The sequence below is a fragment of the Pandoraea sp. ISTKB genome, assembly GCF_001721285.1.
In the GTDB taxonomy this organism is placed as follows: domain Bacteria; phylum Pseudomonadota; class Gammaproteobacteria; order Burkholderiales; family Burkholderiaceae; genus Pandoraea; species Pandoraea capi.
Window position 1 is genome coordinate 244,123 of the sequence record NZ_MAOS01000001.1, and the last position, 15,099, is coordinate 259,221.

Annotated in this window: 12 protein-coding genes; 8 read left to right on the forward strand and 4 right to left on the reverse strand. The window is 64.0% G+C overall.

The features are described 5' to 3' along the window. Positions 1-122: 122 nt before the first annotated feature. Together A9762_RS01075 and A9762_RS01080 are read right to left on the reverse strand one after the other, a co-directional pair. Positions 123-1,451: an MFS transporter gene (locus tag A9762_RS01075; protein WP_069340186.1), complete on the reverse strand. Its 1,329-nt coding sequence runs from the start codon at positions 1,449-1,451 to the stop codon at positions 123-125. Between the two features lie 179 nt (positions 1,452-1,630). Continuing rightward, the gene (locus tag A9762_RS01080; protein ID WP_069340187.1) at positions 1,631-2,527 is read right to left on the reverse strand and encodes a LysR family transcriptional regulator; all 897 of its coding nucleotides are present in this window, start codon (positions 2,525-2,527) and stop codon (positions 1,631-1,633) included. A 140-nt stretch (positions 2,528-2,667) separates the two neighbouring features. Between A9762_RS01080 and lldD the strand changes: the two genes are divergently transcribed. Further along, entirely contained in the window at positions 2,668-3,810 is a 1,143-nt protein-coding gene (gene lldD, locus A9762_RS01085; RefSeq protein WP_069340445.1) for an FMN-dependent L-lactate dehydrogenase LldD, read from the forward strand. A 209-nt stretch (positions 3,811-4,019) separates the two neighbouring features. Continuing rightward, the gene (locus A9762_RS01090) at positions 4,020-5,072 is read left to right on the forward strand and encodes a LacI family DNA-binding transcriptional regulator (protein WP_069340446.1); all 1,053 of its coding nucleotides are present in this window, start codon (positions 4,020-4,022) and stop codon (positions 5,070-5,072) included. 26 nt (positions 5,073-5,098) lie between these two features. Here the strand turns inward: A9762_RS01090 and A9762_RS01095 are convergent, their stop codons facing one another. Continuing rightward, complete coding sequence (locus tag A9762_RS01095) at positions 5,099-6,913, reverse strand: IlvD/Edd family dehydratase (RefSeq protein WP_069340447.1); 1,815 nt, start codon at positions 6,911-6,913, stop codon at positions 5,099-5,101. A 64-nt stretch (positions 6,914-6,977) separates the two neighbouring features. Then, entirely contained in the window at positions 6,978-7,937 is a 960-nt protein-coding gene (locus tag A9762_RS01100; protein ID WP_069340188.1) for a 2-hydroxyacid dehydrogenase, read from the reverse strand. A gap of 208 nt (positions 7,938-8,145) precedes the next feature. Between A9762_RS01100 and A9762_RS01105 the strand changes: the two genes are divergently transcribed. The 6 genes from A9762_RS01105 to acnA all read left to right on the forward strand — a co-directional run bounded on the left by A9762_RS01105 (position 8,146) and on the right by acnA (position 15,084). After that, positions 8,146-9,552 (forward strand): MFS transporter, encoded by a 1,407-nt coding sequence (locus A9762_RS01105; protein ID WP_083253520.1) that lies wholly within the window; start codon positions 8,146-8,148, stop codon positions 9,550-9,552. Between the two features lie 49 nt (positions 9,553-9,601). Further along, entirely contained in the window at positions 9,602-10,390 is a 789-nt protein-coding gene (locus A9762_RS01110) for an SDR family oxidoreductase (protein WP_069340449.1), read from the forward strand. A gap of 53 nt (positions 10,391-10,443) precedes the next feature. Next, positions 10,444-11,199 (forward strand): SDR family oxidoreductase, encoded by a 756-nt coding sequence (locus tag A9762_RS01115; protein ID WP_069340189.1) that lies wholly within the window; start codon positions 10,444-10,446, stop codon positions 11,197-11,199. A gap of 25 nt (positions 11,200-11,224) precedes the next feature. Next, positions 11,225-11,563, forward strand: a complete 339-nt coding sequence (locus A9762_RS01120) for a hypothetical protein (RefSeq protein ID WP_069340190.1) — start codon at positions 11,225-11,227, stop codon at positions 11,561-11,563. 78 nt (positions 11,564-11,641) lie between these two features. Next, complete coding sequence (locus A9762_RS01125; RefSeq protein ID WP_083253522.1) at positions 11,642-12,388, forward strand: hypothetical protein; 747 nt, start codon at positions 11,642-11,644, stop codon at positions 12,386-12,388. Between the two features lie 65 nt (positions 12,389-12,453). Then, complete coding sequence (acnA, locus tag A9762_RS01130) at positions 12,454-15,084, forward strand: aconitate hydratase AcnA (protein ID WP_069340191.1); 2,631 nt, start codon at positions 12,454-12,456, stop codon at positions 15,082-15,084. Positions 15,085-15,099 lie beyond the last annotated feature (15 nt).

The window sequence follows — 15,099 nt, forward strand, 5'->3', positions numbered from 1 at the left end:
ATAGTGCTCCGCAGGGATGCCACAAAAAAAGTGACGACGTCGCGCAAGGGGAGAGGCGGACGTCGTCGTTGCGGCTGAAATCAGTGCATCGGATGTGGGTGCTAGTGCGCGGCGAATGCGCTTTAGGCCTTCGTGGCGCGCGGCGATCCGTGCTTTCCGTGCGCGACACCGGCAATCTTGCCGGCTCGCACGCGACGGCCGAGCGCGGTAACGGCGGCGATACTGAGCACGGCCGTCGTCATCACATAGAAGCTCGGGGCGAGCTTGTTGTGCGTAGCGTCGATGAGCCAGGTCACGATCAGCGGGGCGAAACCGCCGAACAGCGTCACCGAGAAGTTGTACGACAGCGCCAGTCCGGTCCCGCGCGTGCTCGTCGGGAAGATGTCGGCAAGCAGCGCAGGCAGCGGCGCCAGGCTCACGGCGATGAGCAGACCGACCAGCGCCTGCACGAGGAGCAGCGTCTGGAACGTCGGGTAGCGGTTGAGCAGGACGAACAGCGGGTAAGTCGTCACACCTACGGCGATGAGCGCCCAGAGCATCACGCGAATACGGCCGAAGCGATCCGACATGTGGCCCACGACGGGCGCGGCAATCATCAGCATCACGCCGGTCACGACAGCGCCGATGAACGACGACGTCGCCGGGATATGCAGTTGCTTGACGGCGTACGTCGGCATGTACAGCTTATGCACGTAGTTGAACGCGGTGGCCGCAGCCACCACACCGGCGCCGAGCAGCATGTTGGCGCGGTCGCGGCCGAAGACTTCGCGCAGCGGCGACTTCTCGCGTTGCTTCTCGCCGAGCTTCTTGAAGTCGGCGGTCTCGTCGATGTTGCGGCGAATGTAGAGGCCGACCGGTCCGATGAGCAGGCCCACGGCGAAGGCGATGCGCCAGCCCCATGCACTCAGTTGATCGGCGGTGAGCAGCAGGCTCAGCAGTGCGGAGACACCGGCGGCGAGCACCGTCGCGAGACCTTGCGTGGACATCTGCCAGCTCGCGAAGAAGCCGCGACGCTTGGCATCGGCGTGCTCGACCATGAATGCCGTGGCGGCGCCGAACTCACCGCCCGTCGAGAAGCCTTGCAGCATGCGCGCGACGATGATCATGAGCGGCGAGAGGATGCCGATCTGCTCGTAGGTCGGCGCGAACGCGATCATGGCAGTGCCGACCATCATCAGGCCGATGGACACCGTGAGCGACGCCTTGCGGCCAGCGCGGTCGGCGTAGCTGCCGAGAATGATCGAGCCCAGCGGGCGCGTGACGAACGAGATCCCGAACGTGCCCACGGAGAGCAGCAGCGAGGTGGTCGCGTCGTGCGAGGGGAAGAACAACTGGCCGATCACGATGGCGAAATAGCCATAGATCAGCAGGTCGTAGAACTCAAGTGCGTTGCCGATACTCGCCGCGCAGATTTCGCGCCACGGGTTATGGGGTTTGGTGTTACCGGTCATGCCTGCTCCTCTGGATCGCTGGCGTTGAAAATCGATATGTCGACGCCCGGAAGCGCGCGTGCGCACGCCGGGCCGTCTGCCAGTCTCAGGAAGCGGAGTGTAGGCGGCGGAAAATGCCGCTTCGTGCCGTTTCGGCACGCAGAGGTGCTGATTGGATGCTGATTGGGTGCTGACTGGGGTCAGAGGGTCACCGCAGGCCCCCCATGCACCTCCCGCGCCAGATCCAGCCAGGCACGCGCGGCCGAAGACAGGTGCGTGTGACTGCGCCATGCCAGCGAAATGTGCCAGTCCGTCTGCGGCTCGCGTAACGGAACCAGCACAATGCCCGGATGCCGATGTTTGAGCGCCAGCATCCGTGGCAGGAAGGCCACGCCCAGTCCCGCCGTGACCAGATCCACGATGAAATCGATTTGCCCGCTTCTGGCCGTCACGCGCGGCGCCACGCCTTTTCGCTCACACGCCGCCATGATGATGCCGTTCAGCGCAAAACCCGCTTCGAAGAGGATAAAGGGCGCGTCCGCCAGCGCCGTGAAGTCGAGCCACTTTCGTTTGGCGAGGGCATGCCCGGCAGGCAACACCACGACCAACGGCTCCTTGCGCACGGCCTGATATTGGAAGTGATCGGCCACCGGCAGCAGCAGCGCCGCCAATTCGACCTCCCCGTCCTCCAGGCACTCGCGAAGACGCTTGCTGCCATGCTCCGTCAGCGCGATGTCGATGTTGGGATAGCGTTCGCGATAGGTCACGAACATCTGCGCGAACAGCACGCCGCACCCCACCGGCGGCAGCCCCAATCGCAAGGTGCCCCGCTTGAGCCCCCGCAGATCGTCGATCTCGTCGATCATGTCGCGGCGCTCCGCCAACAACGACAACGCCCGGCGATAGACGATCTCCCCGGCATCCGTCAGCTCGCTGCGGTGCCCGATACGACTGAGCAACGGCACACCCAACTCGTCTTCGAGCGTCCTGACAGCCTTACTGACGCTAGACTGCGTCAGGGACACCACTTCGGCCGCCTGCGAGAACCCGCCCTGGCGTACCACTTCGACGAAGGTTCGTAATGCTCTCAGATTCATAACTATTCCAAATCCGACTGAATATCAGAACGAAAAGTCATTTTATCGGGGTATCGGTTGCCGTATCTTGATGCCCGTCCAACGCAGTGTCCCGAGCCGTCCGGGCTCGAACTCAAAAAAATTCGATGGGGAATCGCGTCATGATCATTTCTTCTGCGTCCGACTACCGGGCAGCGGCCAAATCGAGGCTTCCACGTTTTCTGTTCGACTATATCGACGGCGGTGCCTACGCCGAGCACACCCTGCGCGCCAACACGGCCGATCTGGCCGGCATCGGGCTGCGCCAGCGCATCTTGCGCAACGTCGAAAACCTGAGCCTCAATACGACCCTGTTCGGTCAGCCGCTGGCGATGCCGATCATCATGGCGCCCGTCGGATTGACAGGGATGTTCGCGCGACGCGGGGAAGTCCAGGTCGCGAAAGCGGCCGCGAGCAAGGGCATCCCCCTGTGCCTCTCGACCGTGAGCGTATGCTCCATCGAGGAAGTCGCGGCGCAAAGCCCGCAACCGATCTGGTTCCAGTTGTACGTGCTCAAGGATCGCGGCTTCATGAAGAACGTGCTGGAGCGCGCCCGTGACGCCGGTGTCCGCAACCTCGTCTTCACCGTCGACATGCCCACGCCCGGCGCGCGCTATCGCGACGCCCACTCGGGGATGTCCGGGCCGTTTGCCGCGTCGCGCCGAATGCTTCAGGCGATGACACGCCCCCACTGGGCATGGGATGTCGGCCTGACCGGCCGTCCGCATGATCTGGGCAACGTGTCGAAGTACCTCGGCAAGCCGGTATCGCTGGAAGACTACATCGGGTGGCTCGGCAACAACTTCGATCCGTCGATCAGCTGGAAGGATCTCGAATGGATTCGGGATTTCTGGCAAGGCCCCATGATCATCAAAGGCATTCTGGACCCCGAGGACGCCAAGGACGCCGTGACCTTCGGGGCGGACGGCATCGTGGTCTCCAACCACGGCGGCCGTCAGCTCGATGGCGTGCTGTCCACGGCGAAGGCACTGCCGCTCATTGCCGATGCCGTTGGCGACAACCTCACCGTGCTGGCCGATTCGGGCATCCGCTCGGGACTGGATGTCGTTCGCATGCTCGCGCTCGGCGCGAAGGGCTGCCTGCTCGGGCGCGCCACCGCCTACGCGCTGGCCGCTGACGGACAACGCGGCGTGGAGAACATGCTGGACATCTTCGCCAAGGAAATGCGCGTAGCGATGACGCTGACCGGCGTGACGTCGATCGACGCCATCGACAGGAACTCGCTGGTCCTCGGCAACCCGTGAGTCCCTCGTCGTAACGACGACACTGCGCGCGCGATTCCGCCGACGCATCGAACCGCCGCGGCGTGCCTGACGGCCGCCGCGAGCGCGGCGGTCCACGGGCATCGACGACGAAGCAAGTATCATGACGAAATTGATTTCACTCGATTATCTGTCTGCTTCGTGAGATGAGTTCGAAACCCGATTCTCTGCCGTCCGGCGAGCCGGTGCGCATGGCCGATGTCGCGCAACTGGCCGGCGTCTCCAAAATGTCCGTGTCGCGCGTGCTGACAGGCCAACATGTCAGCGACGACATCCGCACGCGCGTGATGGATGCCGTGCGCAAGACAGGTTACGTCGCCGACGCCGTAGCCGGCGCTTTCTCGTCGGGCCGGACCAACGTCATCGCCGTGATCGTGCCGTCGCTCTCCAGCTCGAACTTCGCCGAGACCGCACGCGGCATCAACGATGTCGTCGAGCAACGAAATCTGCGCCTTTTGCTCGCTAACACCGAATACCTGCTGGACCGGGAAGAAGAACTCGTGCGCGCGTTGCTCAGTCATCAGCCCCGGGGCATCGTCGTGACGGGCGGCAAGCACACGACAAAAACGCGGGCGATGCTCAAGCAGGCCCGGATTCCCGTCATCGAGATGTGGGAAATTCCCGCTCGCCCGATCGACCGCGTCGTGGGCTTTTCCAACGCGGACGCCGCAACGGCAATGATGCGATACCTGTACGAACGAGGCTATCGTCGAATTGCGTTCGTGAGCAGTGCCTCCCATCTCGATTTGCGTGGCGTGGCGCGCCGCGACGGCTATCTGAAAGCGGTGGAAGATGCGGGGATTCACGCACCGCGCGAGATCACGCACACGGAATGGACCACGGACATGGCTCACGGGGCCGCGATGGGCCACGGCGGGGCTGCGCTGGAGGAAATTCTGAGCCGTTGGCCCGATACCGACGCGATCATGTGCACGAGCGACATTCACGCGTTCGGGGTCATCATGGCCTGTCATCGGCGCGGGCTGTCGGTGCCCGGCGATGTCGCCGTGGCCGGCTTCGGCGACTTCGAACTCTCGCGTCACTGCTATCCGACCATCACCACCGTGTCCGTCGACGCCTATGGCATCGGCCATTCGACGGGAGAGTCGCTGCTCGCGGCGCTCGATCAGTCGGAAATGCCCAACACGTCCCGCCGCGAAATTGCCCGGGTACGTCCGGAGCAAAAGGACATACCCGGCCTCGTGCGAATCCCGTACGAGATCATCGCCCGCGAAAGCGCCTGATCTCGCCTGACCTCGCCCGAACGACTTCAGTGATTGTGGCGAGACTCGCCTCGCGTTCTGACGATGTCGACATACGGCACCGCCGGCTCCAGACAAGCCCCGGTGCCGTGCTGGCCGACCATGGATCGATAGATCTCTTCCCAGGGCGTCTTGTTGTGCAGTTCGAGCGGCACGAAGGCCTCGCGTCGTCCTGTCATCTCGTCGTCGGAGATCAACACGTCGACCCGACAGCGCGTGAGGTCGATACGCAGCCGGTCGCCCGTCTTCAGCAGCGCCAGATTTCCGCCGACGGCCGCTTCCGGTGAGACGTTCAGGATCGACGGCGTCGCACACGTGCCGCTCTGTCGTCCGTCGCCCAATGTGGGCAACGCCGTGATCCCCTGCTTGATGAGCGCCGCCGGCGGTTGCATGTTCACGACCTCGGCGCCGCCGGGGAACCCGACCGGACCGCAGTTGCGGATGACCAGCACGGAACGCTCGTCGATATCGAGCGACGGATCGTCGATGCGCGCGTGGTAATCCTCCGGTCCTTCGAACACGATCGCACGGCCCTCGAACACGTTCGGGTGTGCCGGGTCCGACAGGAAGCGCTTGCGGAACGCGTCGTCGATGACGCTGATCTTCATGACGGCGCTGTCAAACAGATTGCCGGAAAGCACGACATAACCGGCAGCCTCCTTGAGCGGTGCTTCGTACGCCCGAATGACCTCGCGATCCGGCGCGTCGACGGCGGCCAGATCCTGCGCCAGCGTCTTGCCCGTCACGGTGAGAACCTCCGTGTTGAGCTTGCCCGCCCGGCTCAGCTCGCGCATCACCGCCGGCACGCCACCAGCGCGATGGAACGCTTCGCCGAGAAAACGCCCCGCTGGCTGGCAATCGACGAGCAACGGAATACTCGGCCCCAGACGCTGCCAGTCCTCCAGCGTGTGATCCACCCCCATGTGGCGCGCAATCGCCACCATGTGGATGGGACAGTTCGACGATGCCCCCAGCGCCGCCGCCGCCACGACGGCGTTCTCGAATGCGCCCTTCGTCATGATGTCCGACGGACGCAGGTCCTCGGCGACCATCTCCACGATGCGCCGCCCCGTGTGATACGCCATCCAGCCGCGTTCGCGATGCGGTGCCGGAATCGCCGCGCAACCGGGCAACGACATGCCAAGGGCTTCGGCCAGCGAATTCATCGACAGTGCGGTGCCCATGGTGTTGCAATGGCCCGCCGAAGGGGCCGACGACGAGACTTCGTCCATGAACGTCTCATAGTCGATCTCCCCCACTGCGTGACGCTTGCGGGCATCCCAGATCACGGTCCCCGATCCTGCCAGCTTGCCCTTCCACCAGCCGTCGAGCATCGGACCGCCCGAGAGCACGATCGACGGAATGTTCACGGTCGCCGCCGCCATCAGACACGCCGGCGTGGTCTTGTCGCATCCCGTTGTCAGCACGACGCCATCGATCGGATACCCGTGGAGAATCTCGACGAGACCGAGATACGCGAGATTGCGATCGAGCGCCGCCGTCGGACGCTTGCCGGTCTCCTGAATCGGGTGGACGGGAAACTCCAGCGGAATGCCGCCCGCGTCGCGAATACCGTCGCGCACCCGTTTGGCGAGTTCGATGTGATGCCGGTTGCACGGCGCAATATCCGACCCGGTTTGCGCAATGCCGATGATGGGCTTGCCGGACTGGAGTTCTTCGCGCGTGATGCCGTAGTTCATGTAACGCTCGATGTAGAGCGCCGTCATGCCGGGATCAGAGGGATCGTCGAACCAGCGACGGCTGCGCAGACGTGCCTTGCCTTCGCCATCGTCTTGCGCGCCGGTTGCCGACGCATTGGCCATCTGCGAGACCGGATGTTTGGACTGAGTCATAGGTGAATGTCGGAAGTCGTTGAAGTCTGTAGGCTCACGCTGCGGCGAGGTGAGACGTGAACTCGGTAATCAGGGGCATGCCGGCGAAGAACGCACTGAGGTTCTGCCGGACGAGTTGCGCCATGGCCCCGCGTGTCTCGACGGTGGCGCTCGCACGATGCGGTTGCAGCACGACGTTGGGCATCGTCAGCAAACGGCGGTCGATATTCGGTTCGTTCCAGAACACGTCCAACGCGGCGCCACGAATACGGTCCGCGATCAGGTAATCGACCAACACCGGCTCGTCGATGATGCTGCCGCGTGCAATGTTGATGAGATATCCCTGCGGGCCAAGCGCGTCGAGCACCTCGCGGCTCAATGCACCGCGCGGGATCTGATCGGCCGCTGCGCAGACCATCAGAAAATCCGAGTCCCGTGCGAGGTCCACCGGACTTGCGTGATAGGCGTATGCAACGTCCGGGAATCTGGCCCGGTCGTGGTAAGCGATCTGCATGCCGAACGCCTCCGCCCGACGCGCGACGGCGCGTCCGACCCGGCCCAAGCCGAAAATGCCCAGGCGCTTGCCGAACATTCGCGTGGCCAGCCCGATCGTCGCGCTACCCCATCGCCCCGAGCGCACCAGCGCATCGTTCTGCGGAATCTCGCGCGCCGCCGCGAGCATGAGTCCCATGCCCATGTCGGCGACGTCTTCCGTCAGCACGTCGGGCGTGTTCGTCACCCGCACCCCTCGTGACGCCGCATGCCGCAGATCGATGGCATCCACCCCGACCCCATACGACACGATGACTTCAAGTTTCGGGAGGGCGTCGATCAGCGCAGCGTCGGCGCCGACTTCTCCATTCGTGGCGACGGCACGGATTCTGGGCGCGACACTGGCGATCAGGGCCTGCGGGTCGGCCTCGCCCGGCAACACGTGCAATGTGAACTGCTTCGCCAGCAACGCCATGTCGGCTTCCGGATAAGGGGAAACCACCAGTACCTCTTCCTTGTGCATTTGCGTCTCCTCGTGTTAGATTTTGCGCGTTGGTTACCGGTAACCAAGTCTAACCCAACAAGCGTACGTTGGTAAGGCGTTTCGGAAAAAAAGCGCGATAACAAGCTGGCTGACTCGCTGGCGAGCGCGCCGTCATAGATGCGACTGTTGCCTGAGACAGCAGGCAAGGAGACAGGCGCCGATCATGCAGCCATCAGGAGACAAAGACATGCCGTCACGCAGTGAAACCGTCGCATCCGTTGCACACGGAGGCGCGTATCTGAGTTCGTCCGGACGAAGCGAAAGCGAGGCATCGCCAACGACACCGGTATCCGCACAGCAACTACGTCGCGCCATTCTGACCAGTGCGGTCGGCAGTGCGCTGGAGTATTACGACTTCGCGATCTTCGGTCTCGCTACGGCGTTGATCTTCAGTCACGTCTTCTTTGCAACACTCGATGCCAACGCGGGGTTGCTCGCCAGCTTTGCGACCTACGGCGTGGGCTTTCTGGCTCGCCCGCTGGGGGGACTGTTCTTCGGTTCGCTCGGAGACCGGAAGGGACGCAAGTTCGTATTACTCGTGACCATCGCCATCATGGGTATCTCGACCACGCTCGTCGGACTCTTGCCGGCAACGCCGCTGGGCGCGATCGGGCTGGTGCTGTTGCGCCTGGCGCAAGGATTCGGCGCGGGTGCGGAGCAAGCGGGTGCCTCCACGCTGATGGCGGAAGTCGCACCGCTGCGCAAACGCGGCTTCTTCGCGGCATTGCCCTTCGTCGGCATCTTCGCGGGCTTCGGCATCGCGACCGCGACGTTCAGCGTCATGCAGTACTTCATGGATCAGGCGACCGTGCTGGCGTGGGGATGGCGCATTCCCTTTCTCGCCAGCGTCGTGCTGATCGGCATCGCCATCTGGATTCGCCTGCGTCTTCGTGAAAGCCCGGCATTCGCGGCACTCGAAGGCAAGAAGGAAGTGGTGAAGTCGCCGATGCGACTCGTCATCAAGGAAGCACGCCGCCCCATCTTCGCCGCCGTGCTGATGCGACTGGCCGAACAGGGCGGCTCCACCATCTACACCACGATCGTTATCGCGTATCTGAGCGGGACGGTGGCCGCGCGACACGGCATGGCGCCGGGCGATCTGGCCCGCGTGGGCACGACATGCGCCCTGATCGCCACGCTCTCGAGCGTGATCACGACACCGCTGTTCGGCGCCCTCTCGGACACGTTCGGCCGGAAGACCGTCTATCGCTGGGGCGCGATCTTCATGCTCCTGTGGGCCATCCCGGCCTGGTGGATGATCAGCACCGGCACCCCCGCTCTGGTGGCCATCGCGATGTTCGGCGGTCTCGCGATCGGCTCGAACAGCATGCTCGGCGCGCAGTGTTCGCACTTTGCCGAACTGTTCGGCAATCGCTATCGCTACTCCGGCGTCGCCCTCTCCCGCGAAATCGGCGCCGTGCTCTCCGGCGGCCTCGCCCCCATTCTCGGCATCTATCTCATCGGGCTGGCTGGCGGCGGCTTCTGGGTCATGGGGGTGTACACCGCCGTGCTGTCCGCACTCACGCTCGTCGGTGTTGCACTGTCGACCGAAACGCGAGGTCGCGACCTCACGGATCTGCGCGACGCCGTGTAAGCCACGTCACCGTCACTGAAATATCGCCACCGTCATGGAAATGTCGAACATGGGTAACACAGGTAACACGGGTCATCGCGTCGCAAATAAAACGATTGTCGTGACGGCTGCCGCCAAAGGCATCGGCCGCGCCTGCGCACTGTCGCTCGCCGCAGAAGGCGCACAAGTCTGGGCCACGGATGTCGACGAAGCCGGTCTGGCCAGTCTGCATTCGGCGCTACCTTCTGGCAGCCGGTTGCAAACCGCGCACCTCGATGTGCGCAGCAGCGAAGCGGTGGCTGCCTTCGCCGCGCGCGTCGGCCGTGTCGACGGTCTGTTCAACTGTGCAGGATTCGTACACGACGGCAGCATTCTCAAATGTTCGGAAGACGATTGGGACTTCAGCTTCGATCTCAACGTGAAGTCGATGTACCGCATGATTCGGGCGCTGCTGCCCGCGATGCTCGAATCCGGCAAGGGCGGCTCGATCATCAATATGGCGTCTGCGGCCTCCAGCGTGAAAGGGGTCCCGAACCGGTTCGTCTATGGCGCCTCCAAGGCGGCAGTCATCGGCATGACGAAAGCCCTTGCGGCCGACTTCGTCTCTGCGGGCATTCGCTGCAATGCGATTTGCCCGGGCACGGTCGAATCTCCCTCGCTGAACGACCGCATTACCGCTCAGGCCTCCGCCACCGGGCAGGACATCGCTCAGGTGCGTGCAGCGTTCATCGCGCGCCAGCCCATCGGACGCGTGGGCCGAGCCGACGAGATCGCCGCACTCGTGACCTATCTGTCCTCCGACGAATCGGCATTCACCACGGGGGCGATCCATGTGATCGACGGCGGATGGTCGAATTGAGTATCGTAGGCAGCCTATGACACGTCAGACATCGGGAGAGGAACATGAGTGGCATGAATGAAAAAGTCGCGCTGGTGACAGGTGCGAGCGCAGGCATCGGCAAGAGTGTGGCGCTCGGGTTGCTGGCGGCGGGTTATCGCGTGGTGCTTGCCGCGCGCAACGCGCAAGCACTGCAAGCCGTGGCGGCCGAAGCCGGTGCAGACGCGCAGCAACGGGTGTTGACCGTCAGTTGCGATGTTGCGGACCCGGCGTCGGTCCATCGACTGTTCGACGCGGTGGAATCGCAATGGGGGAGACTCGACCTGCTCTTTAACAACGCGGGCGTGTTCACCCCGCAGCGTTCCATCGAAGACGTTTCGTACGACCACTGGATTCAGGCGGTAAACGTCAATCTGACCGGTGCGTTTCTTTGTACGCAGGGCGCATTCCGGTTGATGAAAAAGCAATCGTCTCCGGGCGGACGCATCATCAACAACGGGTCGATCTCCGCGCACGCACCGCGCCCCCAGGCAGCGCCCTATACCGCCACCAAGCACGCCATTACCGGGTTGACGAAGGCAACGTCGCTCGATGGCCGTCCGTTCAACATCGCGTGCGGTCAGATCGACATCGGCAACGTCGTCAGCGACATGAGCGAGCTGATGGCGAAAGGCACGCTGCAAGCCAACGGCACCACGATGGTCGAACCCCGGATGGGAATGGACAACGTCGTGCGCGCCGTGCTCTACATGGACAGCCTTCCGCTTGAGGCCAACGTCATGTTCATGACCGTCATGGCCAGCCATATGCCGTTCGTGGGACGCGGCTAAGCCCCCCACCTCAGGAGACATTTCAATGCTGATCCGTTACGCGTTCTTCCGGGGGCAGATCAAGGCCGGCAGGGAAGCCGATTTCGCACGCCATGTGCAAGACAAACTGGTTCCCCTCTGGACACGCTTTCCCGGTGCGAAGGAAGTCAGGATTCTGCGGCAGCGACACACCGACGCCACCGACCTGAACCTGCCGCTCGGCATCGCGATCCGCTTCGACACGCAGGAAGACATCGACGCCGCGCTGGCGTCACCGGCCCGGCTGGAGAGCCAGGCCGAGTCGCGCAAGCTCATGGAGATGTTCGACGGTACGGTCTTTCACACCGTCTTCGATGCACAGGAGTTCGTGGGTCCGTCAGACTGATCCTCCATCGAAACGTGCGGGCGAGCGGCACCGCTAGAATGGGCAGACTTGCCCAACTCGACCGGTCGTCGCTCCCTCATGCGAAAAATCCTCACCGTTGCCCTGCTCTGCCTGCCACTGTTCGCCCATGCCGACTCTCGCGTCGATTGCAAGGACCGATTCGGCGAATGGACCAAGGCGTTACAACCGGGGCGCACCGTCGATACGGACTTCGCCACCTGCAAGGTCTGGCCGGCCAACCCGGCACAAACGCTTGCTGTCCTGCCGATGCCGCAACCCGGCAGTACCGACGACGACAAGGTCTACGACGTCGAAGTGATCGTCGCTGACAGCCAGAGCGGCAAGATCGTGGCACACCGATTCGAGAAGGCGGCGATCACCTCGGACGCCGTCATGTTGCGCGGCATCGCGCTCGACACCGCACCGTGGCGACTGACCCCTCAGGTGCTGGCGTTCGGCGTACGCACCACCTTCGAAGGGTCCTCGCGCGTCAACCCGTTCTCGCAAACGGCGCTCAGCCTTTACGTCGTCGATGGCACGAAGCTGCGCAAGGTCGTCGATAACCTCGCCACGCAATCGAGTGGCGGCGAATGGGACGGCAATTGCGCGGGCAGCTTCGACGACACGTCGCGCGCCGTCTCCGTCGGCCCTGCCGGGAAAGACGGCTACGCCAGACTGATCGTGAGCCAGAAGACGACGACCACGACGAACAAGCCCACGCGCAACGACTGCGCGAGCAAGGAGAGCACGTCGAAGGGCGCAAACGTCACCCTCGAATACGACGGCGCACGCTATGTCGTGCCCAAAGCCCTGGCGGGTGGATGACCTTCCGGTGAGGGTGCTTTTTTGCATCATTGCATTTTTACAAAAACAAATGCAATATTCGGGGCATGAAAAATGCCCTCATTCCCCCACACACGCCGCTTGAACTGGGCGGCACGCCCTATCGCTTCGTGGATTTGCCGACGATGTTCGGCGATGTGCTGCCGCGTCTGCCGGTCGTGCTGCGACTGCTGCTCGAGAACGCCGTGCGCAATCTCGACGACGCGGAGCGCGAGGCCGCAGTCTCGGGTGTGTTGGGCTGGCTTGAGCACGGCACCAGCGAAGCGGAAATCGCATTTCAGCCCACGCGCGTGCTCATGCACGACACGACCAGCACGCCGGCCCTCGTGGACATTGCCGCCATGCGCGACGCGCTGGCCGAGGCCGGCGTCGATCCGGCCGTCCTGAATCCCACCCTGCGTGTCGATGTGTCCGTCGATCACTCGCTGGCCGTGGAGCAAACGCGCCGGGCCGATGCCGCCACGCTCAATCTCGAAATCGAGATGCGCCGCAATGCGGAGCGTTACCGCTTTCTGCGCTGGGCATCGAAGGCGCTCGACGGGGTGCACATCAACCCGCCGGGCACCGGCATCATGCACACCATCAATCTCGAACAACTCGCCACCGTGGCGACACAGCAGACGGTCGATGGGGTGACGTGGCTGATTCCCGACACGCTCATCGGCACCGACAGCCACACGCCGATGATCAACGGCATCGGCGTACTCGGCTGGGGTGTCGGCGGGCTGGAAGCCCAGACGGTCATGTTCGGCATGCCGGTGATGCAGCGCATTCCCGACGTCATCGGCGTGAAGCTCACGGGACGTCTGCCTGCCGGCACTTCCGCCACCGACCTCGCATTGCGCGTGACGAAAGCGCTGCGCGATATCGGCGTGTCGGGCGAGTTCGTGGAGTACTTCGGCCCGGGGGTGTCGACGTTGACGGCAGGCGAGCGCGCCGTCGTTGCGAACATGGCCCCCGAATACGGCGCGACCACCGGCTACTTTCCGGTCGACGACAGCACGCTCGACTATCTGCGCGCCACCGGACGCGCCGAAGCCCTGATCGAGTCCGTCGAAACCCTCTATCGCCGCGCCGGCCTCTGGTTCGACGCCAACAACTCCCCGCGCTACACGCGCGAGATCGAGATCGATCTCGCTACCGTCGAATTGCACGTCGCCGGTCCTCGCCGTCCGCAGGATTTGCTGCCTTACGCGAAGACCGGAGACGCCCTTCGCGAAGTCGCGGGACAACCCGCGCACACCTCGACCTCACTGCCCGTCTGGCCGGTGGCCATTGCGGCGATCACGAGCTGCACGAACACGTCCGATCCTGCGCAACTGATCGCGGCGGGTCTCGTGGCGCGTCGTGCGCGAGCCTTGGGATTGCGCGTCGCCGACTGGGTGAAGACGTCGCTGGCCCCGGGTTCGCCAGCTGCCGTCGACTATCTGCAACGCGCCGGACTCACGGACGATCTCGCCGCCGTCGGGTTCGACATCGTCGGCTTCGGCTGTACGACCTGCATCGGCAACTCGGGGCCGCTGTCGGCGCCGATTGCACAGGCCATCGCGGAACAGACGGCGTCGCCCGTCGCCATGCTCTCAGGTAATCGCAACTTCCCGGGACGCGTGCATCCCGATCTGAGCCTCGGCTTCATCATGTCGCCGCCGCTGGTCATTGCGTACGCGCTCGCCGGGTCGGCTGCCATCGACCTCAGCACGTCACCGGTACAGACGAGGGCCGACGGCACGGCCATCTACCTCAAGGACTTGTGGCCCACGCGTGAGGAGGTCGACGCCCTCGTTGCATCGGGCACCCGCGCGACGGACTTCAAGTCGGCATTCGCCATCGCGTCGTGCAACCCGATGTGGTCGAACCTCGACGCGCCCCAGTCCGCCCGCTTCCCCTGGGACCCGGACTCGACGGCATTGCGGCGTCCGCCTTTCGCTTCTCTCGATGCAGGCACCCAACTGGGCGACTACACGGCGTATCCCCTGCTCGCGCTGGGCGACGATGTCACGACCGACCACATCTCGCCTGCGAGCGCGATTCCAAAGCAAAGCTACGTCGCCGACTTCCTCGTGGAAAAGGGTGACGACCGCAACGACCTGAACGTCTTCGCCTCACGGCGCGGCAACTGGGAAGTGATGGTGCGCGCCGCGTTCTACAGCAAGACGCTGGTGAACCTGCTGGCCGACGACCTGCCGGTCGCGCACACGGTGCACGGGCCGAGTGGCGACGTCATGCCGATCTTCGAAGCGGCGCAGCGCTATCAAGCGGCGGGCGATCCGGTCGTGTTGCTGGCAGGGGCGCGTTACGGCACAGGCTCGTCGCGTGACTGGGCGGCCAAGGGGCAGCGCCTTCTGGGGATTCGCGCGGTAATTGCGGTAAGCTTCGAGCGTATTCACCGTTCCAACCTGATTGGCATGGGCATTCTGCCGCTGCGCTTTCCCGCAGGCATCGACCCGGTAACGTTGGCCATCCGTCCGAACGACACGATCCACATCGCCGCCAACGCCGAGACGATCTCGCCGCGCGGTGCCGTCGAAGTGCGCATCGATCGCGCCGATGGCCGCAGCGAACGCTTCACCGCGACGGCTGCCGTCGAAACGCGCCTCGAAATTGCGCTGCTGCGACAAGGCGGGGTGATTCCGTCGATTCTGCAACGGACACTGGCACAACACGCCGGGGCTGCATGATGGCGAGGTGCTGCA

Bases quoted from the DNA above. Each gene is read 5' to 3' on its own strand.
- A9762_RS01075 (WP_069340186.1), bottom strand. From the start codon at position 1,451: ATGACCGGTAACACCAAACCCCATAACCCGTGGCGCGAAATCTGCGCG.
- A9762_RS01090 (WP_069340446.1), top strand. From the start codon at position 4,020: ATGGCCGATGTCGCGCAACTGGCCGGCGTCTCCAAAATGTCCGTGTCG.
- A9762_RS01125 (WP_083253522.1), top strand. From the start codon at position 11,642: ATGCGAAAAATCCTCACCGTTGCCCTGCTCTGCCTGCCACTGTTCGCC.
- A9762_RS01080 (WP_069340187.1), bottom strand. From the start codon at position 2,527: ATGAATCTGAGAGCATTACGAACCTTCGTCGAAGTGGTACGCCAGGGC.
- A9762_RS01110 (WP_069340449.1), top strand. From the start codon at position 9,602: ATGGGTAACACAGGTAACACGGGTCATCGCGTCGCAAATAAAACGATT.
- A9762_RS01100 (WP_069340188.1), bottom strand. From the start codon at position 7,937: ATGCACAAGGAAGAGGTACTGGTGGTTTCCCCTTATCCGGAAGCCGAC.
- A9762_RS01095 (WP_069340447.1), bottom strand. From the start codon at position 6,913: ATGGCCAATGCGTCGGCAACCGGCGCGCAAGACGATGGCGAAGGCAAG.
- lldD (WP_069340445.1), top strand. From the start codon at position 2,668: ATGATCATTTCTTCTGCGTCCGACTACCGGGCAGCGGCCAAATCGAGG.
- A9762_RS01115 (WP_069340189.1), top strand. From the start codon at position 10,444: ATGAATGAAAAAGTCGCGCTGGTGACAGGTGCGAGCGCAGGCATCGGC.
- A9762_RS01120 (WP_069340190.1), top strand. From the start codon at position 11,225: ATGCTGATCCGTTACGCGTTCTTCCGGGGGCAGATCAAGGCCGGCAGG.
- A9762_RS01105 (WP_083253520.1), top strand. From the start codon at position 8,146: ATGCCGTCACGCAGTGAAACCGTCGCATCCGTTGCACACGGAGGCGCG.
- acnA (WP_069340191.1), top strand. From the start codon at position 12,454: ATGAAAAATGCCCTCATTCCCCCACACACGCCGCTTGAACTGGGCGGC.